19 protein-coding genes and 1 pseudogene are annotated in these 24,519 nt (G+C 61.6%); 6 read left to right on the top strand and 14 right to left on the bottom strand.

Features of this window, described 5'->3' with window-relative positions; genetic code table 11:
• Positions 1-52 precede the first annotated feature (52 nt).
• The 14 genes and pseudogenes from ACU0FH_RS04595 to tssA all read right to left on the bottom strand — a co-directional run bounded on the left by ACU0FH_RS04595 (position 53) and on the right by tssA (position 19,219).
• Positions 53-664, bottom strand: a complete 612-nt coding sequence (locus tag ACU0FH_RS04595) for a DUF6931 family protein (RefSeq protein WP_446193558.1) — start codon at positions 662-664, stop codon at positions 53-55.
• Between the two features lie 10 nt (positions 665-674).
• Entirely contained in the window at positions 675-2,861 is a 2,187-nt protein-coding gene (locus ACU0FH_RS04590; protein WP_446193557.1) for a type VI secretion system Vgr family protein, read from the bottom strand.
• Positions 2,862-2,925: 64 nt separating this feature from the next.
• Positions 2,926-6,651, bottom strand: coding sequence for a type VI secretion system contractile sheath domain-containing protein (locus ACU0FH_RS04585; protein WP_446193681.1), 3,726 nt, complete (start codon positions 6,649-6,651; stop codon positions 2,926-2,928).
• A gap of 354 nt (positions 6,652-7,005) precedes the next feature.
• Positions 7,006-7,479: pseudogene (gene tssB, locus ACU0FH_RS04580) on the bottom strand (type VI secretion system contractile sheath small subunit); the annotation flags it as partial.
• Positions 7,469-8,302 (bottom strand): ion transporter, encoded by an 834-nt coding sequence (locus ACU0FH_RS04575; protein WP_446193680.1) that lies wholly within the window; start codon positions 8,300-8,302, stop codon positions 7,469-7,471. The pseudogene tssB (ACU0FH_RS04580) and the gene ACU0FH_RS04575, both read right to left, overlap by 11 nt.
• A 134-nt stretch (positions 8,303-8,436) precedes the next feature.
• Positions 8,437-11,169, bottom strand: a complete 2,733-nt coding sequence (gene tssH, locus ACU0FH_RS04570; protein WP_446193556.1) for a type VI secretion system ATPase TssH — start codon at positions 11,167-11,169, stop codon at positions 8,437-8,439.
• A gap of 4 nt (positions 11,170-11,173) precedes the next feature.
• On the bottom strand, positions 11,174-12,244 hold the full coding sequence (tssG, locus tag ACU0FH_RS04565) for a type VI secretion system baseplate subunit TssG (RefSeq protein ID WP_446193555.1): 1,071 nt from the start codon (positions 12,242-12,244) through the stop codon (positions 11,174-11,176).
• Positions 12,208-14,082: a type VI secretion system baseplate subunit TssF gene (gene tssF / locus ACU0FH_RS04560; RefSeq protein ID WP_446193554.1), complete on the bottom strand. Its 1,875-nt coding sequence runs from the start codon at positions 14,080-14,082 to the stop codon at positions 12,208-12,210. Before tssF ends, tssG begins: the two co-directional genes overlap by 37 nt.
• A 4-nt stretch (positions 14,083-14,086) precedes the next feature.
• The gene (gene tssE, locus ACU0FH_RS04555; RefSeq protein WP_446193553.1) at positions 14,087-14,584 is read right to left on the bottom strand and encodes a type VI secretion system baseplate subunit TssE; all 498 of its coding nucleotides are present in this window, start codon (positions 14,582-14,584) and stop codon (positions 14,087-14,089) included.
• Positions 14,577-15,419, bottom strand: a complete 843-nt coding sequence (locus ACU0FH_RS04550; protein WP_238371695.1) for a type VI secretion system accessory protein TagJ — start codon at positions 15,417-15,419, stop codon at positions 14,577-14,579. Before ACU0FH_RS04550 ends, tssE begins: the two co-directional genes overlap by 8 nt.
• A gap of 84 nt (positions 15,420-15,503) precedes the next feature.
• Positions 15,504-16,001: an Hcp family type VI secretion system effector gene (locus tag ACU0FH_RS04545; protein ID WP_238371696.1), complete on the bottom strand. Its 498-nt coding sequence runs from the start codon at positions 15,999-16,001 to the stop codon at positions 15,504-15,506.
• A 70-nt stretch (positions 16,002-16,071) separates the two neighbouring features.
• On the bottom strand, positions 16,072-17,568 hold the full coding sequence (gene tssC / locus ACU0FH_RS04540; protein ID WP_238371697.1) for a type VI secretion system contractile sheath large subunit: 1,497 nt from the start codon (positions 17,566-17,568) through the stop codon (positions 16,072-16,074).
• A gap of 11 nt (positions 17,569-17,579) precedes the next feature.
• Positions 17,580-18,089: a type VI secretion system contractile sheath small subunit gene (gene tssB, locus ACU0FH_RS04535; RefSeq protein ID WP_238371698.1), complete on the bottom strand. Its 510-nt coding sequence runs from the start codon at positions 18,087-18,089 to the stop codon at positions 17,580-17,582.
• Between the two features lie 74 nt (positions 18,090-18,163).
• Positions 18,164-19,219 (bottom strand): type VI secretion system protein TssA, encoded by a 1,056-nt coding sequence (tssA, locus tag ACU0FH_RS04530; protein WP_446193552.1) that lies wholly within the window; start codon positions 19,217-19,219, stop codon positions 18,164-18,166.
• A 244-nt stretch (positions 19,220-19,463) separates the two neighbouring features.
• On the opposite strand from tssA, the gene ACU0FH_RS04525 reads away from it, so the two are divergent.
• Genes ACU0FH_RS04525 through ACU0FH_RS04500 form a run of 6 tightly spaced genes read left to right on the top strand, consistent with a single transcriptional unit; the run spans position 19,464 to position 24,486 of the window.
• Entirely contained in the window at positions 19,464-20,942 is a 1,479-nt protein-coding gene (locus tag ACU0FH_RS04525; protein WP_446193551.1) for a hypothetical protein, read from the top strand.
• 23 nt (positions 20,943-20,965) lie between these two features.
• Positions 20,966-21,403 carry a hypothetical protein gene (locus ACU0FH_RS04520; RefSeq protein ID WP_446193550.1) on the top strand — a complete coding sequence of 146 codons (438 nt, stop codon included), beginning with the start codon at positions 20,966-20,968 and terminating at the stop codon, positions 21,401-21,403.
• A 3-nt stretch (positions 21,404-21,406) separates the two neighbouring features.
• Positions 21,407-22,030, top strand: coding sequence for a MotA/TolQ/ExbB proton channel family protein (locus ACU0FH_RS04515; RefSeq protein WP_446193549.1), 624 nt, complete (start codon positions 21,407-21,409; stop codon positions 22,028-22,030).
• A gap of 16 nt (positions 22,031-22,046) precedes the next feature.
• Positions 22,047-22,469, top strand: coding sequence for an ExbD/TolR family protein (locus tag ACU0FH_RS04510; protein WP_446193548.1), 423 nt, complete (start codon positions 22,047-22,049; stop codon positions 22,467-22,469).
• Entirely contained in the window at positions 22,466-22,873 is a 408-nt protein-coding gene (locus ACU0FH_RS04505) for an ExbD/TolR family protein (RefSeq protein ID WP_446193547.1), read from the top strand. The genes ACU0FH_RS04510 and ACU0FH_RS04505 overlap by 4 nt, the downstream gene beginning before the upstream one ends.
• Positions 22,870-24,486 (top strand): DUF4384 domain-containing protein, encoded by a 1,617-nt coding sequence (locus ACU0FH_RS04500; RefSeq protein ID WP_446193546.1) that lies wholly within the window; start codon positions 22,870-22,872, stop codon positions 24,484-24,486. The genes ACU0FH_RS04505 and ACU0FH_RS04500 overlap by 4 nt, the downstream gene beginning before the upstream one ends.
• Positions 24,487-24,519: the final 33 nt, after the last annotated feature.

Raw genomic sequence — 24,519 nt, 5'->3', positions numbered from 1 at the left:
CCCTGCGGGACAGGCCGGCGCATCGCGCCCTGTGCGTTCCGGGGCATTCCCATCAGGCCTCTCCCTTTTCCAACGTGTCGTTGTTTTTCATCTGGCCATTGCCACCACGGGCAATATCGACGGCACGGTCGATCAATACCTGCGTATGTGCTTCAAACTTATCAGAAAGCTCTCCCAGCGCTACCATATTCATGGCAAAGGCCGAGGTCTCCGAGGCGCCCGCCGGGGCCGGGAACTTGGCCAGATCGCCGGGGCCAAGCGTACCATCGGAATAGAGCACGCACATAGCGCAATGCACGGTTTCATCGTCGATATAGGCGTGGTCCAGCGACTGCCGCGCCGCCTCTCGGTTTTCATCCGTCGGCTTGAAAACCCAGGCTTCGGCCGCCTTGAGCGCCGCCGGATCGCGGTCCGATTTCTGTCCGATGTAATCGCGCGCCGCAAGACAGGCCCACCACACCCTTTCTCGCGGCGGCAGGATCACTCCCAGCAGCATCAGGATGTCGATCCACGCATTCTTTTCCGCCAGTTCAGCCAGCACGGCGTCGGCAGGCGCACTGGCAGGCGCATCGAGCGGCGTTTTCAACAGGACATTCGCATCCGCCAGCAGCCGCGCCGCCGGATCCTTGGGGACTTTGACCATGCCACTAAATCTGTCACTCATCTCATCCACCTCAGTTGATCATCGTGATGCCGCCCTTGAGCGTCAGCATCGCGTCTGCCTTGACCGTGGTAAGAGGCGCCTTGACCTCGGCCATGGCCGTCCCCTGCACCTTGATCATCGGGCCCTTGATCGTGACCCCTGACGGATCGATCTTGATCGACGACCCGCCGACCTTAAGCTCGATGCTCTGCGCGGCGGTCATGGTGATCTTGCCCGCGCTGGCCTTGGTCGTGATATTGCCAAGCTTCACCGTCGTCGTCTGATCTCCGGATTTGACCGTCGTCGTCTGATCGCCTGAATCGATCGAGGTCACCTGATCACCGGACTTGACCGTGGTGTCGTAATTGCCGGTGATCGTCTGTTCGTGCTTGCCCTCGACCTTCTGGATCTTGTCGGTCTTGATCTCGATCAGCTGGCTTCCGGACTCGATCTTGAACTCCTCGTCGCCCTTGGTGATCGTATGATAGTGGTTGCCTTCCTGAATGGTCCGAGTGACGTGGTTGCGGATCACTTCTGAAAGACTGCCTTCGTCATCGTGGGCGCCGGCATCAATCGCGTCCTGACCGATGGTCACCACCGACTTGTTCTTGATCAGGAACTGGTGATCCTTCTGGGCCTGAACGCGCATGAACTCGGCGTCCTTCTTGTCTTCGAACATCAGCTCGTTATAGCCGCCGCCCCCTTTTGAGGAGTTCGTGCGGATGCCAAGCTGGGTCGCATCGTCAGGGTATTTGAACGCGGGCTTGGTTTCCTGATTGAACATGCATCCGGTACAGATCGGCCGGTCGGGATCGCCCTCCTCGAACTGGATCACGACCTCCTGACCGATGCGCGGGATGGCGACCATGCCCCAGCCCTTGCCCGACCACGGGGTCGCGACACGCACCCAGCAGGATGAGTTTTCATCCGACTTGCCAACCCGGTCCCAGTGAAACTGCACCTTGATACGGCCGTGCTCGTCGGTCCAGATTTCCTCGCCCTTCTTACCCACGACCATCGCGGTGTGCAGGCCGGAAATCTCGGGCCAGTCGGTTTCCAGCGGCGCACGAAACTGCGTCGCATTCGGGATCGCGCCAAAGGTCACGACGTAATCGGTGTCTTCCATTTCCTTCGGGTATTGCAGCTCGGCCCGGTCCCGGTCCAGACGGCCCGGCGCCACGCGGATCGAATCCGTCGGCCGGATGTAGTGAACCGCGTCGGTCACAAGGTATTCGCCGTTCTCCCCATCAAGATCGGTCAGTTTGAATCGATAGCCAACCGAGATCGCCCGCGAATTGGAGGCACCGCGTTTCGTCTGATAGGAAACCTCGTTGGCCTGCATCATCACGCGGGCCAGCTTTTCCCCGCGTGCCTTGTCTTTACGAAACTTGCCCGGGTAGTGATATTTCTCGTACGAGCTGTGCGAATGCGACGTCTTCGCCGTGCCCTTCTGGATCAGTTTCAGATCCTGCTTGGGTGTCAGCATGTCGAAATCGTTCAGGGTAACCTTGCCGGTGACGACGTTTTCGCCGCGTGTCCAGTCCGTCACCGTATTGCCCGCGTCCGTCGGCTTTCCGCCGGAACCCGTAAACTTCAGCTCTTTCAGAACCGGGTTCGTCGAATGCGACCCCGCCTTGTCATCGCAGAGGATCAGCTGGTTCGTGACCCCGGTGCCCGGCGCGTTGTCGAAATAGAAATATATGCCTTCCTCTTCCATGAGGCGGCAGATGAAGTCGTAGTTCGTCTCGCGATACTGCACGCAGTACTGGCGTGTCTCGTAGGTTTCGCGAAGTTTTTTCTTAAAGTCCGAGAAACCCAGATCGCCGAAAACCTCCTCAATGATCTGAACACTCGTTTTTTCCTGGAAAATGCGATTGTCCGTTCCACGCGTCAGCATCCAGAGCCAGTGCCGCACCTGCGCCACGTAGTGATAGGCCGTGCCGTCCGGATGTTCGAGCTGGCCGATACACTCTACCGATACGCAGATGCCCGAGAAATTGCGTTTCTTGTCCGACAGGTGATCCTCGACCTCGACGCCCATCAACTGACCGACGAGATCCTGAAGTTTCAGCGATTTAAGGGCAACGAATTCGACCGTCATGTCGGTCAGGCGGCTCAGCCCCTCGCGCACGATCGCACCTGTCACAAAGCACTTGTCATCCGTCTTCGGGATCAGGTCGGTGATCTTGCCCGTTAGTCTAACATGTCTTTCAGCCATAGGGCTTCCCTCTCAATACGCTGACCACCAGATACGCAGTGGCGCGTTCGTTCAATGAACTGGATCACAGATCGTCCAGCAATGCGGCCAGGTCCGCGTCCACGTCTCCAGTATCGTCTCCGCCAAGGTCCTCGAACCCGGCAAGCAGCGAATCTAGATCGTCATCCCCTGCCTCTCCCGCCGGTTCCTCTGTCGCGGCGGGTGCCGGGCGTTCGGCCCGCACCACCTTGGGCGGCGACGGTTCGGGCGGCACTTCGCCCGACCACGGCCCAAGGATCTCTCCGCCCCCGACCGACTGGAACGAGGCAAGCCGGATTTCATCCCGCCCCTTGATCGACACAATCGGCATGAAGCCCCGCGCCATGACCTTTTCCACCTTGTCCTGCGTCAGGTTGCGCTCGGTGCAGGGCAGCTGGACCTGATCGCCATAGCGGTCGTTCACGAAATGATAGGGGATGTCACCAAGCGACATGATCGACCCCAGCCCCATGGATTTACCATTCTCCTTGAACGACTTGGCCATCAGGATCGCGACCAGCACGACCGGGTTCGCCCAGAGCATGCCGCCAAGGCCCGATTTCATGGTGAATTCCTCGAACTCGAATTCGTAGATCGGTTCGGATTTCGCGCCATAGGGCCGACGCAGCATGAAACGCGGAGAAACAAGGCCAAGGTATTTCGCCTCGCTCATCCCGCGCAGCGTATCCCACGCCTCGGTCACCAGCGGATGACGCTCTTTCTTGTCCACCTCCATGAACCCGGGCGTCATCGCGGCAAAGAAAGGCGCATCCACATGGGCCGCGACCCGCGCGATCCGGCCCAGCAATTCCGCATGCGGCGGGGTTTCCTCAAAGCTGTACAGCCCGAACATCGCCGAATACCCACCGCGCCCGTTTTCCTCGTCCAGCGGTTCGCCGGTCAGCAAGCGCACCAGCCCGCTTTCCGACAGATCGTCGGCGCTCGCCAGATCGACGGCGATTTCCTCGGCCGAGACGTCGTAAAGCACCACGTCGAGCGTATCGTCCACTTCGATGCTGCGCGCGATCAGGTCGAGCGAGCGCCACTGCGCCTCGAGCGACTGGAAGTCGGGGTGATGCAGCACCAGCCGCATCGCCGCTGAAAGCGAGTCATCCACCGCCTTCTGCATCGCTACCGCATCCGCGTCCGGAATAGCCCGGATGTGGGGCCCGACAACACGCGCCATCAGGTCCTCGAGCGGCGAGGCCCGCGTGAGGCTGCCCGAGGTATCCCCGATCAGCTTCTGGAACTCGCTCATCTTCAGGTCGGCACGCACCGCGCTCCCGCCTGCGCGTGTCTTTGGCGGCGCGGCATAGGTGCCATGCGTCTCTGCCCATTCCCGCAAACGCTTTGCCGCGCTCTCGGCCGTCGCGCCCATGCCGAGCTGCCCGCGCAACCCGACCAGCTCCGAGAACAGCTCGACGTTTTCATAAAGCTCATCCGGGTGCAGGTCGTCCAGCTCCGACAGCTTCACCTCGACCCCGGCTCCATCCTTACCGATGGGCAGCACCAGAGTTGTGCCGAACCGCTGGATCACATCCTCGACCGTATCCGGATCGAGGATGATCGGCGCACGGCTGGCCAGCCCGTCACCGGTTTCAATCACCCCCCGCGCGGCCCGGCCCGAGAAATCGCCGAAAAGGGCAATCCGGAACCTCTTGCGCTTGAGAACCTCGGCATCCGGCCGTGCCGAGCTCATCATTCCGTAGGCGAATTCCGGCTCCGCAAGGGCCGCGCCGCCGCTGCTCTCTCCACCCGTGGCAATATCGTCGATACCACCCGCGTCCGTATCGTCATCACCGAGACCGCCAAGCAACTCGTCCAGATCGTCGCCGCCATCCTCTTCGCTCAAGCCGAGAAGATCGTCGAGATCCTCCGCCTCGGATATTTCTTCGCCAGCCTCTGCGGAGTCGTCATCCAACCCGCCGAGCAAGTCATCTAGCCCGTCATCGACACTATTTTCCGCATCCCCGAGAAGATCATCCAGACCGTCTGCCTCGGACGGTTGTTCACCAGACGCTGCCGGCTCCTCATCCAGCCCACCCAGCAAGTCATCAAGACCGTCGTCGGCACTATTTTCCGCACTCCCAAGAAGATTATCGAAACCGTCCGACTCGGCCCCTGCGTCATCGCGGGCATCGCTTGGCAACGCGCCAACCTCAACGGTGCCCGTCGTATCGTCCAACCCGCCGAGCAAATCGTCCAACCCTTCAGGCGCGTCCAAGTCCTGACCTGTCGTCTCGGCTTCCGGCTCATCGCTGGCAGCGTTCAAAAGATCATCCAGACCATCCTCCGCAGCCGGGTCCGACGCATCCTCCAGACCTCCGAGCAGATCATCGAGTTCATCAGTTTCAGCCCCTCGGACCTCGCTCTCGCTGCCTGACAGATCACTCACGTCATCAATGGCTTCCGGCTCTGGGAAATCATCCAGCCCGAGCAAATCACCAAAACTGTCTGCGCTGGCAGGTTCCGACGCCAGCCCGTCTTCGCCACCCACAAAATCGTGCAGGCCGTCAGTTTGGGGCGCGTCTTCGCTTGCCGCATCAGCCTCCGCCTCACTCGCCGAACTGGCGACCGTTTCCTCTGCATCGCCGGTTGCGAAGTCTTCCTCGAAGCCTCCCAAAAGATCGTCCAGATCGTCGCCAGCCGACTCGAGATCAAGCGCACCCCTAGATGGCTCCGGTTCCTGCGCCGGCAAGTCAGCTTCGACACTCTCCGCCGAGCCATCCAGACCTCCGAGCAGATCGTCCAAACCGTCCAACTCCGCCTCCGCGGCATCGGCCTCTTCCGCCTCCCCAAGCAGGTCATCAAGACCGTCTTCATCGGGTGCACCGTCTTCCGCGCTGCCGGAAATCTCACCTACAAGGGCGTTCAGACCCTCACCCGCCTCACTGTTCAAGGCCGCATCGGCCAGATCGTCTTGGCTATCGTCAGCCACACCATTTGCATCCGCTGCCACTGGGCCCGTGCCCCCGAGCAGATCGTCCAGCGCATCACCTTCGTCCGCCACATCGGGATCGGCGACCAGCCCACCCAGAAGATCGTCGAGTCCATCATCGGCCTCGGGCTCGGAGACCTCCACACGCGCCAGGCTTTCCAGTGCCGCAGCCGAGCCGTCCTCTTGCGGAGCTTCCTCCACGTCCAACCCTACAAGACCGGCAAGCGCGTCATCTGTTGCGTCCGTTTCGGGTGCCGACACCTCAGCCTGCGCCAAGCTTTCGAGAGCCGCAACAGAAGCATCCTCCTCCGGCGCGTCCTCCGATCCCAGATCCGCAAGCTCGGCAAGCGCATCATCAACCGCACCGTCTGGCGCGGTTTCTGCTGGCGTCGACTCCCGCAGGGCGTCCAGCGCCGATGCGGCATCGTCCGCTTCGGTTTCCTCCTGTGGTGCGATGTCCCGCAGGTCATCCAAGGCCGACAAAGGATCCTCCTCGGCCGCCTCTTCCACCGGTTGATCGGCCAAAGAAGTCAGGGCATCGTCCGCAGAACGATCCGGGGTTCCCTCGGCCGGATCTGATCTGCGCACCGCGTCCAGCACAGAGGAAGTGCTTTCATCTGTCCTGTCATCGGATGTCTTGACAGCACGCAAAGCCTCTAATGCCGTCGAGCCGTCATCATGGATCTCGGTCGTGGTCCTCACCGCCCGCAAAGCATCCAGCGCAGCGTCCCCATTATCCTCGGCGACGTCCTCAACCGATTGCCCGGCCAGCGAAGCCAGCGCATCTTCGGCAGCAGTATCCGGAGCCGCCTCGGCAGGCGTGTCGGAGCGCATCGCGTCGAGCACAGACGCCGAGGCATCCTCCTCTACAGCGTCCTCAGGTGCCGCGGCGCGTAACACATCCAGTGCGGACGACCCATCATCCTCGGCCTTAGCTTCCGTCTCCGCCGCCCGCAAAGCCTCCAGTGCAGCGGCCCCATCATCCTCGGCGACGTCCTCAACCGGCTGGCCGGCCAGCGAGGCCAGCACATCCTCGGTCGAACTATCCGGCGTGGCGTCATGCGGAGTTACGGCCCTCAGCCCGTCCAGCACGGACGCGGATCCATCGTCTTCCGCCGTCTCCAACGGCATCGCATCACGCAGGCTGTCGAGCGCCGCCTGTTGGTCTGGTGCCGTGGCGCCGCCGCCCGAAACAGCCGCGAGCAGCGATGGGTCGGCAAGGATCTTTTCGATCAGCGTCTCTGCCCCGGTCTTGCCATCCATGTAAGCCATGAGGTTGCGAAGCTCGGTCCGCGCCTGCAACAGCGCCTGCAACGGCTCGATCTTGGCGGCAATCGCGGCGGGCGAAAAATCGTCCATTTTTTCAAAGGTCAGATCGACGCTCAGGTTGCCGTCGCCAGTCAGCGTATTCGGCACGCTGAACGCGGCCCTCGGCTGCATCGCTTTCATCCGCTCGTCGAAATTATCCGCATCGATTTCCAGGAATTTCCGCTCCGAGACCGAGGGCTGCTCGACCTTCGACTTGCCGGACAGGTCGCTCATCACCCCCATGACAAAGGGCAGCTGAACCTTCTTTTCAGAGCCGTAGAGTTCGACGTCATATTCGATCTGGACGCGGGGCGCCCGGTTGCGCGCAATAAATTTCTGCGAATTATCGGACATCGCCTGTCCCCCTCTGCTCGGCCAGTTCCGCGCGCAGCGCTTTTATCTCGGCGTGAAGCTCGCTCACATTGTCGGCAACGATATCGGTCTCGCTCTTGACCAGTTCCCGCAGCTTCTCGAACTCGGCTTCGGTTTCCTCTTCCACCGCCGTCTGCATTGTGTTGACCAACAGACCGATGAACAGGTTGAGCACTGAAAAGGACGTGATCACGATAAACGGCACAAAGAACACCCAGGCCGAGGGATGCACCTCCATCACCGGGCGCACGATGCCCATCGACCAGGACTCAAGCGTCATGATCTGGAACAGCGAATAAAGCGACCGGCCCAGCGTGCCGAACCATTCCGGGAACGTGTCGCCATACATCAGCGTCGCCATCACGCCGAAGACGTAGAACACGATGGAAATCATGATGATCACCGCGCCCATGCCGGGCAGCGCATCCAGCAGAGCCTGAACCACCGCCCGCATCTGCGGGATCACCGACAAAAGCCGCATGGCGCGGATCACCCGCAGCCCCCGTAGCGCCGACATGCCCCCGCCTGAGGGCAAGAGACCAACCGTCACGACGCAAAGATCGAATATATTCCACGCGCTTTTGAAGAAACGCAGCCGGTAGGCATAGAATTTGAGCGCAAGCTCGACCACGAAGATCGCCAGCGCGATATCGTCGACCATCTCGATGATCGGACCGATGGAATCCATCACCGATTCAGAGGTCGACAGACCAAGGGTGATCGCGTTGATGATGATAACGGTCATCACTGCGTTCGTGAAACGGTCGGTTTCGACCAGTTTCCGCACCTTGTCCTGCAAGCTCATCTGCCTGTCGTCCTCTGCTTCGCTAAGGGTCACTTGTCTTAACCTTCTCTGCGCGGCTTTTGCCGTCTGCCTGTTCGTGTCGCCTGTTGGCGTGTCACCGGAGGCCGAAAATCAAGGCCCCCGGCGTTTCAAAATCATTCGAAACTGTAGGTGAAATCGCCATCCGCCACGTCGATCGCGACTTTCCTGATCTCCTTGCCTTCCATCATCCGGCGCAGGAACTCTGCCGAGATTTCGGGCAGCATGGTGTTGGTGACAATCGCGTCGATCATCCGCCCGCCGCTTTCAAGTTCCTGACAACGCTGGACAATCGTATCGACCACCGCGTCGGAATATTCGAACGGCACGCCATGGCTTTCAGCCACGCGCTTCTTGATCCGGTTCAACTGCAGCTTGGTGATCTCGGCGATCATGTTCGGGCTGAGCGGGTAATAGGGGATCGTCACCAGACGACCCAAGAGCGCCGCCGGGAAGATTTTCAGCAGAGGATCGCGCAGTGCCTTGGCGATACCCTCGGGTTCGGGCATCAGCTCGGGATCAGCGCACATATCCATGATCATGTCCGAGCCCGCATTCGAGGTTAGCAGGATCAGCGTGTTCTTGAAGTCGATGCTGCGGCCCTCGCCGTCCTCCATCACGCCCTTGTCGAAGACCTGGAAAAAGATCTCGTGCACATCCGGGTGCGCCTTTTCGACCTCGTCCAAAAGCACCACCGAATAGGGTTTGCGCCGCACCGCCTCGGTCAGCACCCCGCCCTCGCCATAGCCGACATATCCCGGAGGCGCGCCTTTCAGCGAGGACACGGAATGCGCCTCTTGGTACTCGGACATGTTGATGGTGATGACGTTCTGTTCGCCGCCATAAAGCACCTCGGCCAGCGCCAGCGCCGTCTCGGTCTTACCCACGCCCGATGTGCCCGCCAGCAGGAAAACACCGATTGGTTTGCTCGGGTTATCCAGCCCCGCGCGCGACGTCTGGATGCGCTTGGCGATCATTTTCATCGCGTGGTCCTGACCGATCACGCGCTTGGCCAGATGGTCCTCGAGTTCGAGAATGGTCTCGATCTCGTCCTTGACCATGCGACCGACAGGGATACCGGTCCAGTCGCCGACCACGCTCGCCACCGCCTGATGATCGACGATTGGCAGGATCAGCGGATTGTCACCCTGCAATTCGACCAGTTCGGCATTCTTCGCCTTCAGCTCTGCAATAAGGCTCGCGCGGTCCTCTTCGCTGATCGGGCTTTCCGGCATGTCCGAAGGCTCGGCCACCTCGGCCGCGGGTTCTCCTCCCGCCAGATCCACATCCACCGGCTGCGCGCCCTCGCGCAGCTTGGCCCGCAGATCGAGGATCGCCTCGACCACCGCCTTTTCCTTGTCCCAGCGCGCCGTAAGCTCGGCCAGCCGCGCCTCTTCGTTCTCTTTCGCTGCCGTCACCGCCTCGCGCCGGTCGGCCACGTCGTAGCCTGCGGTCTCGTCGCGGCCGATGATCTCCAGCTCGGTCGCCAGTGCCTCGATCCGGCGGCGGCTGTCATCCACCTCGGCGGGCACCGCATGCTGCGACACCGCCACGCGGGCGCAGGCCGTATCGAGCAGGCTCACCGACTTGTCGGGCAGCTGCCGCGCCGGGATATAGCGCGCCGAGAGCGTCACCGCCGCCTCGATCCCCTCGTCCAAAACCTGCACGCGATGGTGCTTTTCCAGCATCGAGGCGATGCCGCGCATCATCAGGATTGCCTTGGGAATGTCAGGCTCATCCACCTGAACGACCTGGAAGCGCCGGGTCAGCGCCGGGTCTTTCTCGATGTACTTCTTGTATTCGGCCCAGGTGGTCGCGCCAATGGTGCGCAATGTGCCGCGCGCCAGCGCCGGTTTCAGCAGGTTGGCCGCATCGCCGGTCCCCGCCGCACCGCCCGCGCCCACCAGCGTATGGGTTTCATCCACGAACATCACGATGGGCGTCGGGCTGGCCTGAACCTCGTCGATGACCTGCCGCAGCCGGTTCTCGAATTCGCCCTTCATGCTGGCCCCGGCCTGCAACAGGCCCACGTCCAGCACCAGCAGGCGCACATCTTTCAGCGCCGGCGGCACATCGCCCCGCGCAATGCGCAACGCGAAACCTTCGACCACGGCGGTCTTGCCCACGCCCGCCTCACCGGTAAGGATCGGATTGTTTTGCCGCCGCCGCATCAGCACATCGACGATCTGGCGGATTTCCTCGTCACGCCCCACGATAGGATCGATTTCGCCACTACGCGCCTGCTCGGTCAGATCGGTGCAGAACTGGTCCAATGCCTCGGTCCCGCCCATCTGCGCCGACCGCGCGCCGCTCGCCTCGCCGGGTTCAACGCCGCCACCGGTGGTCGAGCCATCCTGCGCGCGCTGGTGTTCCTCGGGCGACCCATCGGTGATCTTGTTGAAATTATCCGCCAGATCATCGGGGCCGATCTTGCCCAGTTCTGGCGACATCGTTTTCAGAATGTTGCGAAGGGCGGGCGTTTTCAGCATACCCAGCAGCAGGTGACCGGTGCGCACATAGGACGACGAATACAGAAGAGAGCCCCAGAGCCATCCGCGCTCCATCGCGTCCAGAAGGTGATCCGAGAGGTCCGAAATCGCGCTTGCCCCGCGCGGCAGCGCATCCAGCGCCCGGGTCATTTCAGCCGCGATCTTGCCCGGATCAAGATCGTAATGGTCGATGATCCGGTGCATGTCGCTGTCCTGACCGTTCAGGATCTGGTGCATCCAGTGCACCACCTCGACATAAGGATTGCCGCGCATTTTGCAGAAGACCGTCGCCCCCTCCACGGCCTGATAACCCAATTTGTTCAATTTCCCGAAAAGGGATACCCGGCTGATTTCGGTCATAAAATTACCTTCCCAATCTAATGGTGGCGGATGCAGGCCCGCCTTGTTTTGCTATTGCGCCGGGATGCAGGAACAGGTCCTCTGCATCAGGGCGGGTTTCGTCATCGTCACGCCGCGACGCGATCCAGCTGGTGTGACCCAGCCGTGTCTTTCCTCCAAGAGAAGCGCGCGGAATGTCGTCGCCGGCCAAAATCAGGTTCACGTCCCAGTCCAGTGCATCGCCGACATAGGTCCGCACCACCGATTGCAACCGGTCGAGTGACTCTTCGCCCGGCAGCAGGCGCTGGTATTCCTCAAGCGAAAGCGGTCCAATCCGGATGCGGAACTTCGCCCCCCGGGTCCAGACCTTCTGGCCGATGCTGGTCGACTGCCCAAGCCTTGCCGGGCGTCCCAACTGCCACTGGTCATCCGGTTCCAGTTCAAGCCAACTGCCCACGAACTGCTGCAAATGCACCGGCGCCTGGAAAAAGTTCGACAGGATGGCGACCAGCCCCTCGGGGTTGCGCGCACTTTGGGCGAACTGGCCCACATGGTGCAGCCGGGCAAGGTCGGGCAGCGCATCGCGGTCGCGCAGATGGGCGCCGTGAAACCCGGCCAGCGCCGCCACCTTGCGCGCCATCGGATCATCGCCCCGGTCGAAACTTGCCGTTGGCTGTCCCTGCCGCCATGCCTTGTACAAGAGCCCGGCCATACGGTGGATCAGCATATCGACAAAGGCGACGATAGTGCGGTCGCGGTGGTTGCGATACCGGTCGCGCACATATTCCGTCATCTGGAGCGGCATCGGCCCGTTCGGTCCGAACAGGCCAAAGAAACGGTTGGTCAGCCGCCCCGGCCGCTTGCCATCTGGCGGGGTAAAGGCGGCGATGGTCGACGGCGGGAAAGCCAGTTCGGCCTCTTGTCCTATGCGGATGCGGTCTTCGCGCGGACGACGACTCTCCCCCAGTCGCGGAGACTCGGGGTATGCCGCTTCCAAAATACGTAACGCCTGAAAAACGTGATGTTTTTCAGGGTCTGCAGCCAACCTTTCCAGATGGCTCAGATCATCCGGCCGAGACCCTTTTCCGGTCGCCATCTTGCAATTTCCCCGCGTTTCTGCGTCTTCAGAACAGTCTCAGTGAAACTGTTGATTGTGGCGTATTTGCGCAAAAACCGCTCAAGAACGGCCCCCAGCACGAATACGCTCGTCCCTTCGAAAAAACTTTCGTCAAACCCGATTGTCACTTCCAGTCCGCGCACCGCCGTCGACATCACTTCGTCGCTCATCCGGCGCACGATGGGGCGGCTGTTCACACTGACCACGCCCTCAAGCTGCTTTTCAGTGACGCGGTCGCCCAGCGGCGCGTAGATCCCGATCAGCTCGCGCAGCGCCTCGGCCCCGCTCCCCTTGCCGGTCTCGACGATGGACAGGTAATTCAGGCTCAGATGGCTGATCAGCCGCCACGCCGTATCGCCCTGCGCCAGCGTCGGATGCGGGCGCGTTGGCGAAACTGGCAGGCGGATCGACTTGACCGGCCCGCCCTCGGGCAGTTGGAACACATCCGCATCGCCCGTGCTCAGCAGCATCGGCAGGTCGCGGTTCGAACAAAGCGCCCGCACCGCAAGCTGCTCAAGATCCGCCCCATAGGGCGCCTGATTGCGGTCGACCAGCGACAGATAGACCTCGGAACCAAGGTAGGATGTGCGCACCCCGCGCAGACGCTCCTTTTCCGACCGCTGCCGCATGCGTCGACGGATCGAATAATAGGCAGGGTGGGATTCCCCCGCCGCCGTGAAATCCGTTGCCGAATAGAACGGGCGGAACTCCACGTCATCCTCGCCTTCGCCGCTGATCCCCTTGACCTGCTCGATGGTGTGAATCTCGAAATCCATCGCCGCCGTCCGGTTCGGCACAACATGCTGCTCCGTATCGCGCGAGGTGATCTGCACCCGGTCGCAACGTTTCGGAAACAGGTTGATCGCGGGAACCGCATGCAGCGTAAAGGCCTCGGGCACCACCATCGGCCCGATATCGCGGCGCGGTTCGTTCAGCAGGATATAGATATCCACATCGCTGCCCGTCGCCCGCTCCAGCGCGGGGCGCAGGCCTTTCAGCGCCACGAACAGGAACCGTTCGGGCATCGCGAAGTATTCCTGCAACAGCCGGTAGCCATCGAAGGACCGGCGCGGCGTCGGCAACAGCGCTTCTTCGGGTTCGAACCCGCGCGGCTCTACCTCGCCTTTCAAAGGTTGCGCCCAGTCAGCCCGACGATCCGTCGACCGCCCGCACAACCCGACCGAGCGGGTGCAGAACAGCTCCAGTAGCGCCCAGTTATTGCCCGAGCCGCCGTTCATGTGGATGACCAGCTCGTCCATCTTCAGGGCCGAGATCTTTTCCCCGTCGGTCCGCCGCAGGCGCAGACGCACCCCGGCCCGCGCCTCGGGATGCACCGCGACACCCGCCGCGACCAGCTCGCCCCGGCTGTCGATATACTCAGCCTCGGCAATCTCGATCGGCCAGAGCGCCAGATCGGCAGCGGTTCGGAATTCACAAGGGGTATGTTCGCCCTCTGACAGGCGCGAGCGCAGCACCGTATGGCGCGGCAGCAAATAGCCCGACTTGACCGCCGAGTTGGTGATGTCCGGTTCAAAGGCGGCGATCATCATCGACGGGGTCGGCGCAAGGTAATGCGGATAGACGATTTCCAGCAGGTTGCTGGTAAAGGCCGGGTATTGCAGTTCCAGCTCAAGCTGGACCCGAGCCGACAGGAACGCGACGCCCTCAAGCAGCCGTTCCACATAGGGGTCAAGAACCTCGACCCCCTCCATGCCAAGGCGCGAGGCGATCTTGGGGTAGGCTTCGGCAAACTCGGCACCCATGTCCCGCAGGTACATGAGCTCGGCCTCGTAATGCTTCATGAGCCGCGTATCCATGCGCCTAGCTTCTCCGTTCCATCTTCACTTCGCCCGTGGTCACATCGACCTCGCTGCGCAGGTACAATTCCATCGGCAGCGGCTGCGCCCACATGTCCGCCCGGATCACCAGCGCCACGGTCATGTTGCTGCTCTTTTCGTCCGGGTTGATCGTCACGTCTATCGAACCGGGCACGATGCGCGGCTCGTGGATCGAAATGGCCCGCGCGATCGACCGGCGGATCATCTCGGCCCGGTCGGTCGTCGAATACTCGCCCGATACCTCGCTCAGCCCGTAATTCAGCACCGACCTCGCCACGTTCGGGTATTTTTCCTCGTCGAATTCATTCCCCAGGTTGGCCGTGTTCAGCAGCCAGGACAGGTCGCGCTGGATGATCTCGCGCAGCCGCGAAATATCGATCACCCGCGACTCCCGCGCTTCCTTCAGCTGTCCCGGCGCATCGTCGGTCAGCCGGTCAAGAAGCGACGGTTGAAGCCTTTCCGACAGGGTCTTGTCAGCCATCGGCTTCGGCGTCCCCGGTTTCCTCGGTGGCCAGAACCGACGGATCGAACCCGTCCATCCGCAACAGCCGCAGATCCATCAGCGGCAGATCGCCCTGATCCGTCGTCAGCAGCCGCTGGCCGATCCCCACGAATGTTTCGGCCCCCACGTCCTGCCATTCGGTCGACCGTGCCAGCTTGGACGACGCATCCCCCGATTGCGTCGTCCCCGCATAGCGTGTCGGGATCAGGGCAGGCACCTGCCCGCCGTTCATCAGTGTCAGCGTGGAGGCCGTCCAGACCGCATCGCGCAGATCACCCGGAGCTTCGATCTCCATCGCGCCTATCGCATTGAACGGTAACCAGAAATACCGCCCGTTCACGATCACCTCAAGCACGGGACCAAGCCGCATGTCCGCATCCGCGATCCATTCGAACGCCTGACCGTCGGCACCGCCGCTTGTGGCGGGCGCTTCGTCAAAGGCACGCGCCCGCAGGTCCGCCGCCTTTTGCGCATCGCCCCGCGCCAGAACCTTCTGCGCCTCGATCAGCAGGGCCAGCCACTCCTGTGGCTCGCCAAAGATCAGCGGCTCCTTTTCACCGGCAAACACCTTCTCGCGGTAAACCTCGCAGATGATCGCCTCGCGATAGGTGCGCGCCATCATCGTCGCCGCTTCGTCCATCTCGGCCGAAAGCTTCAGCTGCGTGATCGCGCGTTTCCAATCGCCCAGAACGCAAAGCAGCTGAAACAGGAAGATGCGGAGCTTGGGATCGGCCGGATTCGACCGGACCTTTTCCTGAAGCGTCGCAAGGGTGGCGTCGAGATCGCCCGCTTTGAGATGTTCTTCCGGTGTCATGCCCGCCAAATCCAATCGCCTTTCAAAAATGCAGATGGTCCGGACCCCGAATGTCAGGGTCCGGACCGGGTTGCCATGTCAGGCTCAGGTCTGCTGGCCGGTCAGCAGGTTCCAGCTGAAGTCGCCGCCCTTGCCCAGCTCGCCCGAGTTCGGATCGGCTTTCTTGTAAACCAGTTCGATGCGGCGATAGGCCATGTCCCAGTTCTCTTCCGGCACCTGTTCTTCGCCGCCAGAGACTTCGTACTTGTCGATCACGACGTCGAAGAGTTTCCAGGTGAGGTAAGGCTCCATGCCCTTGGTCGACTGGGCACCCGAACGGCACATCTCGATGGTGATTTCCTTGCGCACGGTGCCATCGGCCACGGCCAGCATCAGCTTGGGCGAAGCGATGCTCAGCTCAGTCGACACGCTGACCTTACCAAAGCTCGAGTTTGCATAACCGCGCTGCGTGGTGCCAAGATCGTCCATGTCCAGCGTCCGGGTAACTTCCCAGGACAGGGTTTTTGCCGGGATCCACTTGATGTGGTTATGCTCCGTGCATTCGCCGTCGATGTCACCGATCTTGATAAAAGTATTTTCCATTTTCTGTATCCTTTCATGGGGTGGCGCATCGCGCCTATTCTTGGGGGGTCAAACCTTCGAGAGCCCTGAATTACGCTCCCTTTTCCGAAGGCAGTTTCGAAACCAGTCTCAGGGACACTGACAACCCTTCGAGCTGATAGTGAGGGCGGAGATAAAACTTCGACGAATAATAGCCGGGGTTCCCCTCTACTTCCTCGACGACGACTTCTGCCGCGGCGAGCGGTTTTCTCGCCTTTTCGCGTTCGGACGAGACATCCGCGTTGAAGTCGACGTATTGATCGATCCAGTTCTGTAGCCAGCTGGCCATATCCTGCTGACTTTTGAACGAACCAACTTTGTCGCGCACCATGCACTTGAGGTAATGTGCAAAGCGGCAGGTCGCGAACAGGTACGGCAGGCGGGCTGCCAGGTTGGCGTTCGCAGTCGCATCCGGATCGTCATACTCAGCCGGTTTATGCAGCGACTGTGCGCCGATGAACGCGGCAAGATCCGAATTTTTCCGGTGGATCAGGGGCATCATCCCGTTCTTGGCAAGTTCCGCCTCGCGCCGGTCGCCGATGGCGATCTCGGTCGGGCATTTCTGATCCACGCCACCGTCATCGGTCGCAAAGGTATGCGAAGGCAGGTTGGTCAGCGCACCGCCGGATTCGATCCCGCGGATCCGCGAACACCAGCCGTATTCCTTGAAGGACCGGTTGATATTGACCGCCATGCCGTAGGCCGCGTTGACCCAGCCGTACTTGCTGCTGTCTGCCCCGTCCGTGTCTTCTTCAAAGGCAAAGGCTTCGACCGGATCGGTTTTCGCACCATAAGGCAGACGCCCAAGGAAGCGGGGCATTGCCATGCCCACATACTTGGAGTCCTCGCTTTCGCGCAGTGACCGCCAGGACGCGTATTCCGGCGTCTGGAATATCTTGGTCAGGTCACGCGGATTGGCAAGTTCCGACCAGCTGTCCATCTGGAAAAGACTCGGCTTGGCGCCGGTGATGAGCGGCGCATGGGCCGAAGCGGCGATCTTGGACATCTCGCCCAGCAGCTCGACATCCTGCGGGCTGTGGTCGAAATGATAGTCCGCCACCAGCGAGCCATAGGGTTCGCCCCCAAACTGGCCGAATTCTTCTTCGTAGATCTTCTTGAAGATCGGCGACTGGTCCCAGGCGGTGCCTTTGAACTTCTTGAGGGTCTTGTGCATTTCCTTCTTCGAGATGTTCATCACGCGGATCTTGAGCATCTCGTCGGTTTCGGTGTTGTTCACCAGGTAATGCAGACCGCGCCACGCGCTTTCCATCTGCTGGAATTCTTCGTGGTGCAGGATCAGGTTGACCTGTTCGGTCAGCTTCTTGTCGATCTCCGCCACGATGCTCTCGATGGAACGCAGCGCGTCATCCGAGATCAGCGCGGTATTGGCCAGCGCCTGCTGCGCCAGAGTCTTGACCGCGCTTTCAACGGCCGTTTTGGCCTGATCCGACTTGGGGCGGAATTCCTTTTGCAGGAGGTTCTCGAACTCCGAGGATCCGAATGCCGTTGCGCCGGCGCCTGCTTCGACCTGTGCTTGTTCTTCAGCCATGATCGCCTCCCTTACGCTTCGTCGTCAGCTTTGGGCGCAGGCTGCGCCGCAAGCGTTTTCAAAAGGCTCGGGTCCTGGATGATCTTGCTGATCAGCGTCTCGGCCCCGGTTTTGCCGTCCATGTAGGTCATCAGGTTGCTAAGCTGGGTACGTGCCTCAAGCAGCTCCTTGAGCGGTTCGACCTTGGCGGCGATGGCGGCGGGCGAAAAATCGTCCATGCTCTCAAAGGTGATGTCGACAGCCAGGTTGCCTTCGCCGGTTAGCGTGTTGGGCACGGTGAATGCGGCGCGGGGGGCAATCGACTTCATCCGGTCGTCGAAATTGTCGACGTCGATCTCAAGGAACTTGCGGTCGGCAACCGCGGGCTGTTCCACCTCGGACTTGCCGGAGAGGTCGCTCATGACGCCCATGACAAAGGGCAGCTGAACCTTTTTCTCTGCGCCGTACAACTCGACATCGTATTCGATCTGTACGCGAGGCGCTCTGTTGCGCGCTATGAATTTCTGTGAACTTCCGGCCATGTCGTGCTCCCTTGATGTCCCTAATCTGTCAGTGGTTACGGCTGCTGTATGTGAACCATGTCACAGCCACGCAATTAATCGTCGTCGAGCCCGCCAATAAGATTGACGTTGCTCATCCCGTCCGGGGCCAAGTCTTTCATAACAGTAAGGAAATCGGCATTTACCAGACGTTTTGCCCGCTTCAGAAGAATTGGAAGCGGGCTCGAAGGTTCGTATTTCTGATAGTATTCGATGATGCGGTCGAGCGCATTGGCCACGTCGGTCGGTGACTTGATTCCACCAACCGCGCCACCACCGGCCCGAACCGGCGCCGCAGAATCGCCGGCAACGGAATCAGCAGGTGCTGCGCTCTCGCCGGTCTCGTCCGCCGCTTCCTCCGGCGCGTCGCCCTCGGCATGCGAGGCTATCGCCTTGCCCATCTGCATGACCAGCTTGATCACCGGATCAAGCTCCGGTCCCTGCCCCGGCGTGTTCTCGTCAAAGACCTTGGAGATGGCCTTGAGATTGTCGGCTGCCGTCTTCAGCGCGGCCTGCAACGCTTTCAGCTTTTCTGAATCGCTGTCCTGAAACGCGGCCGCGACGGTCGTCATATCCGGCACGTTCTGCGCGCCTTCAGGGGCCGATCGCTTGCCTTCCGCAATTTCGATGTCGCGCATGGACAACCGGCCAAAGGCACGGCTTTCCGTCAGCGGCGCGCGTTGCAGTGAACGATAGACCGGCGAGGGCCCGCTCTGTCCGCCGGGATTGCCGCAAAGCCCCTGGATCGTGTTGATCCGCATGGTGGGATCATCGTCGTCATCCTCGTCCAATTCGGGATGGCAGGTTGCCCAGTACTCTTCCAGACAGCCGCGAATATAGGTCGTCACATCGGCAAAGCCGCTCAACCCTTCGCTGTGCAGGATCGCATCCGCCAGATAGACCGCCGCGCGCAGGTCGTGGCTCTGGGCCAGCACCTCAAGCGCCTTCTTCTGAACTTCGCCGTAGTCGGGATCATCGACCTCGCCGCCGAACTGGCTGTCTTCGCCGGGCTGCCCGGCCAGTTCCATTTCGACGAATACCGGGTCGTATTCAAGATTCTCTCCACTCGGCGCATCATCGCCGCGTGGCTTCAGTAGTTCTACCGGGTCCATTTCGCCTATCCCTGCGATGGTATTTCTGGGCCTACCCGAATGATCAAAGCCCGCCCCCGGTTTCGGCCTCTGCAATCGAGTTCACACTTACTAATAAAACAATGGCTTGACCCCAAGTCAGCCTTATCGTTTTCTCAAAGTCAATTGCTTTTAGATCACACAATAAAGGTTAACGAATATGGCCAGTTCAAAGACAGAAGGCCCGGAACTCAAGAAATTGATAAAGCTGGGAAAGAAGCAAACGATGCCATTCGCTTTCTGTCCCGGCAAGAAGATGGAGGAGCATGTGGTGATGATCGATCGCCGCAAGTCACCCACCATTCTTGGGAAAGCCGCCAAGGCCGAAGGTACCGCGCCGAAAGTGTCTTTCGGCACTTTCGAGGTCAAAGGCAAAATCGTCGAAATGACCTGCGAGCGGGTCGTGCCGAAAATGGCCAAAACGCTCAAGATGTATTTCAAGACCCAGAAAATCTCGGTTAATGTCGTTATTCTCGATGCCGACGGAAACATGCTGGAATCCGAGATCGAGGAATTGCCAGTCGATCCCGAATTCGATGGCGACGATCAGGACACGGATGCCGAAGTTAATACGGATGAAGTTAATACGGTAACGGATGAAGAAACCGATTCCGACACCGCCCCGGCCTTCGATGCGAAAGAGCTTGCCGCGCGGCTCAAGGCGATCCAGCCCGCGATCGTGGGCGCACCCGCCCCCGCCGCCGAGAAACTGAAAGCCGCGATGGGCGCGGCGGTCTCGCAGATCAAGGCCGACGATCTCACCAAGGCCGACCAGACCATCACCGCGCTCGAAACCGCCATCGCCAAGCTTGGCGCCACCGCACCGGCCGCGCCTCCGCCCCCGGAACCCGGCGCGCCGGACGCCCGCGCACTCGCCGCACGCGCGAGTTCGCTCAAGCAGACCATCGACTCGATGGCGGAACCCGCCAAGGGCAAATTGCTGGCCGCGCTGGGCACGGCTGCGAAATCCATCAAGGCGCAGGAACTTGGCACTGCCGACCAGATGCTGACCAAGATCGAAGCCGCGGTGAACAAGCAGCAGACCACCGCGGCCGAGGCGACCGATCCCAACGCCGCCAAATGGGCCGCTGCCGAAGCCAAGCTGCAACCGCTTGTCGACAAGGCGATGACCGAGAAACACGGCGATCTCGACGGCATCAACCGCGCCTTCAACTACGCCAAGGACATGGCCGCCGATGGTGCCTTTGACAAGGCGCTGGCCTCGGTGCCGCGCATTGCCGAACTCCTCAAGGCCGCGCAGACCGCGACCACAACCGCCGCCGCCGACGAGGCCCGCGAGTCGATCCCCGACAACGTTGTGCCCTACGTCAAGTCGCGCCTTGCCTGGATCAAGACCCGTCAGTCCCTGCAAAAGGAACTGGAAAGCCTGAAATCCGCAATTGATGCCGCCACCCGCGATGTCGAGGGGCTCGAAGAGGTCTCGTCGAAATCCTCGGTGCTTTTCGACTATCTCGACGGGATCGACACCGATCTCGAAGACACGCTGGAAAAGCTGGTCGAGGCCCCAGATGGTCCGGAACGCGAGGCGCTCAAGTCGCAGGCGCGTGACATCATCGCCACCTATCGCGGTGTGCTGGATTCCCCCTTCTTCCATGACGTGGATGAAAATGGTTTCGTGCAGACGAACATCCGGGGCAGCGCGCTTCAGTCGCTCGACGAGGTCAGCACGGCCCTGGCCGCCTGATACAGCTAGCCCGGAGGAATCGCATGCTGACTTTCAAATCCCTTACCGGCGCGGCCCTGATCGGCCTCGCCACCTGCCTGCCCGCACTGGCACAGGACAGTGAATCGGGGGACGGGCTGACGGTAGAGCTCAACAAGTTTGAACAGATCGAGGGCGGCGGCTGCCGCTCTTACTTCCTGTTCCGCAACGATACCGACAACAGCTTTGAAGGTTTCGAGATGAGCCTCGCCATACTCGACGGACAGGGGGTCATCGACCGCCTGCTCTCGATCGACGCGGCCCCCCTGCCGGTTTCGCGCACCACGCTGAAACTCTTTGAAATTCCGGAAATCGCCTGCACCGATATCTCGGAAATCCTGTTGCACGAAATCACCTCGTGCCGTCCGCAGAACGGTGAAGAAACGGATTGCTTTCCGATGGTGACGCTGGCAAGCAAAACCTCGGCCTCGCTGGTGAAGTAAACGATGCCAAACTCGTTCAGCGCCCTAGGCACCGGCGGCCCGATCATCGTGATCCTCGCGCTGCTGTCGCTGCTCTCGCTGGCGCTGATCGTCGTGAAAATCGGACAGCTCTGGAATGCGCGTTCCGGAGCTGACTTGCGCGCACAAGCTTTCGAGCAATGGAAATCCGGCGACAAGCAGGCGGCTCGCAAAACGCTCGAAACCGGCAAATCCCCTGCCGACCGGATCACCGCCTATGCGATGCGTGCTCTGGCGGGCGGTTTCTCCGGCGCGCCGCTCGACGCCGAACTGACCCGGCGCGGCAACGAAGAACTGGCGCAGATGAACACCATGATCCGCCTGCTCGAGCTGATCGCGATGATCTCGCCCCTGCTGGGGCTGCTCGGCACGGTAACTGGGATGATCCAGTCCTTCCAGCAGCTTGAAATGGCTGAGGGTGCGGCGAACGCATCCATCCTTGCTGGCGGGATCTGGCAGGCGCTGCTGACGACCGCGGCTGGGCTGCTGGTCGCCATTCCTGCCGCGGTCGCCGCCGGTCTGCTTTCCGCACGGATCGACCGCTCGGCGCAGATGATCGAAAGCGCGGTGGGCGAGCTTATGCTCGTCGACCAGAATCCGAGCCTCTGACAACAAAGGCAGGCCAATGGCGAGCCCGGTCACGCTGAAACGTCCCACCCGAACCGGCCCGCTGATCTCGCTGGTGCCGATGATCGACGTGATGGTGATCCTGCTGGTCTTTTTCATGGTCACCTCGACCTATCTCGACCTCGACATGATCCCCGCCGCCCGGACTGCCGATGGGTCAACCGGCACCGGGTCAGGTCCCGCGCCCACGGTCATGCTGCGCATCGGAGCGGACGGCATCCCCGTGCTGCGCGGCCAGGCGCTTTCCTCACAGGAACTCGCACGCTTTCTCGAAGGACAATTGCTCAGCGAACCACTGACCCGCCTGCTGATCCTGCCCTCGGGCGGCGCGACCACGCAGGCGCTGATCTCGGTGATGGATCAGGCTACCCGCGCTGGCGCGACCCGGCTTCGCGTCGTCCGGCTCGAGGCGCGGCCATGAAACTCACCCGCCGCACCCCCAACCCGCAGTCCGAGACCATCATCGCGCTGATCGACGTTGTGTTTTTCCTGCTGGTATTTTTCATGTTGATCGGGCGCATGGATGCCACGGCCCCCTTCGACGTCACCCCGCCTCAGGCCGAAACCGGGGCCGACATGCCAGCCGGTGGCGCGACCCTGTCGGTGTCGGCGGCTGGCGATCTCGCGCTCGACGGGCGCGAAGTTTTCGGGGCGTATCTGGAGAGCGCGTTTGCCGCTTTGCTCGCCGATGACCCGGATCTGACGCTGCGCATCAACGCCCATCGCGACGCCGAAATCCGACATGTGCTGCCCCTTGTCGGGCGCGCCGAGGCTATTGGTTTCCGCGATGTGGTACTGGTGGTCACGCCGGGTGCCGCGCCATGAAACAGGCCGCGCTCTGGACCGCCGGGCTGGCCGCTTCGCTGGTCTTTCACGCCGGGGCCGGGGCGGCGCTGATGATCGCGCTACGTCCCGATCCCATCGATGACCAGCCTCGTCCGCAGACCGAGATGCAGGTCGAATCTTACGCGCTGGATCGCAGTGAGGCGACTGAGGCCCACCCCGACGCTCCCGAAGCCCCCGCGGAGACAGCCGAGGGCGACCGGCTCGGGTCCGGCGCAATCCCGCAATCCGCTGCCCGCCCCGTAGGGGTTCCCCCGGCCGCGCGTCTGAGTGCCGCGCAGACCACTGCTGCACCGGCGACTGAGGCAGAAACACCTGCCGAGACCGCGCCACTCGCCACGCCGGAACCTGCGCGCCTTGTCGACACCGCGCCCGCATCCAGCACAATCGTGGCGACCGCGGCGCCGGTACAAAGCTCGGGAAGCGTGACGCTTCCAGAGACCACGGCTTTGTCCGGCGCGGCGGTCATCGCAACGCCCGTCAGAACAGACTTTGCAACCGCCACAGGGATCACGCCCGCTTCCCTGCCTGTTCAGGCAACGGCTGCAATTCAACAACCCGGCACGGCGCTTGCTCCCAGCAGCGAACCCGCCGTCACGTTGGCCGCACTTTCCGCCGAAGCTCCTGCGGCGCAGGCAAGCGGACCCGTTGCACAACCCCTTACTCCGGCGACGGCCACCGCCGCGCCACTCGGCACCGCACATGCAACGCCCGACGCTGTTGCGGCTTTGGCCACCACTTCTGCGCCCCTTCCCGAAAGCGAAAGCCAACCGGACCAGATTCGCGCAACGCTGGCCTTTCCCGGCGGCAGGGAAGGTATCGACCCGGCTTCGCTCGCCGCCTTTCAAAGCTTCATGGAAACGGGTGATATCACCGGCGCGGGCGATCCTCTCCGCGACGGTGTTTCGGCCCTTCTCTCACAAGTGCCCTGCTCCCGCTTGCAGGTCGGCTTCGACCCTGAAACCACGACTCTCACGGTCAAAGGCCATGTACCCGAAACCGATCTCCGCGGTCCGGTCCTTGCCGCGCTGCGCGACCAGATGGGCGCCGATATCACTGTTTCGGACGACATCCTGATCCTGCCGCGCCCGCAGTGCGGTGCGCTTTCCGGAATCGGCAATGTCGGCCTGCCCCAGTCCACCGACCAGATCACCAACCCGCTGCTGATTGGCGAAGACACCCACGCCCGCGTGTTGGATTTCGTCAAGGATGACCGCTTGTTCTTTGACATCACCGCCCCGGACTATGCGGCCTATGTCTATGTCGATTACTTCGACGCTGACGGGAACGTGCTGCACCTCTCGCCGAACGAGCAGTCTCCGCTGACCCGCGCCGAACCGGACACCGCCCTGCGGATCGGCACCGCAAGCGATGAAGAGACCGGTCTGCGGCTGTTCATCGGCCCACCTTACGGTCAGGAAATCGCCGTCGCCTTTGCCGCGTCGGAACCGCTTTACGAAGGGCTGCGCCCGCTGGTGGAACCTGCCGCGCCCTATCTTGGCTGGTTGAAATCCCGGGTGGCCGAAGCACGACGGCGATACCCGGATTTCAAGGGCGAATGGGTCTATTTCTTTGTGACCACCGCCGAGGAATGAACCCTCGCCACTGACCTGGCAGGGGGTCGCAAA

The sequence above is a fragment of the Heliomarina sp. genome (genome assembly GCF_052826185.1).
The sequence above is the reverse complement of the archived record's forward strand: the minus strand, read 5'-3'. Positions and strand labels throughout refer to the sequence as shown.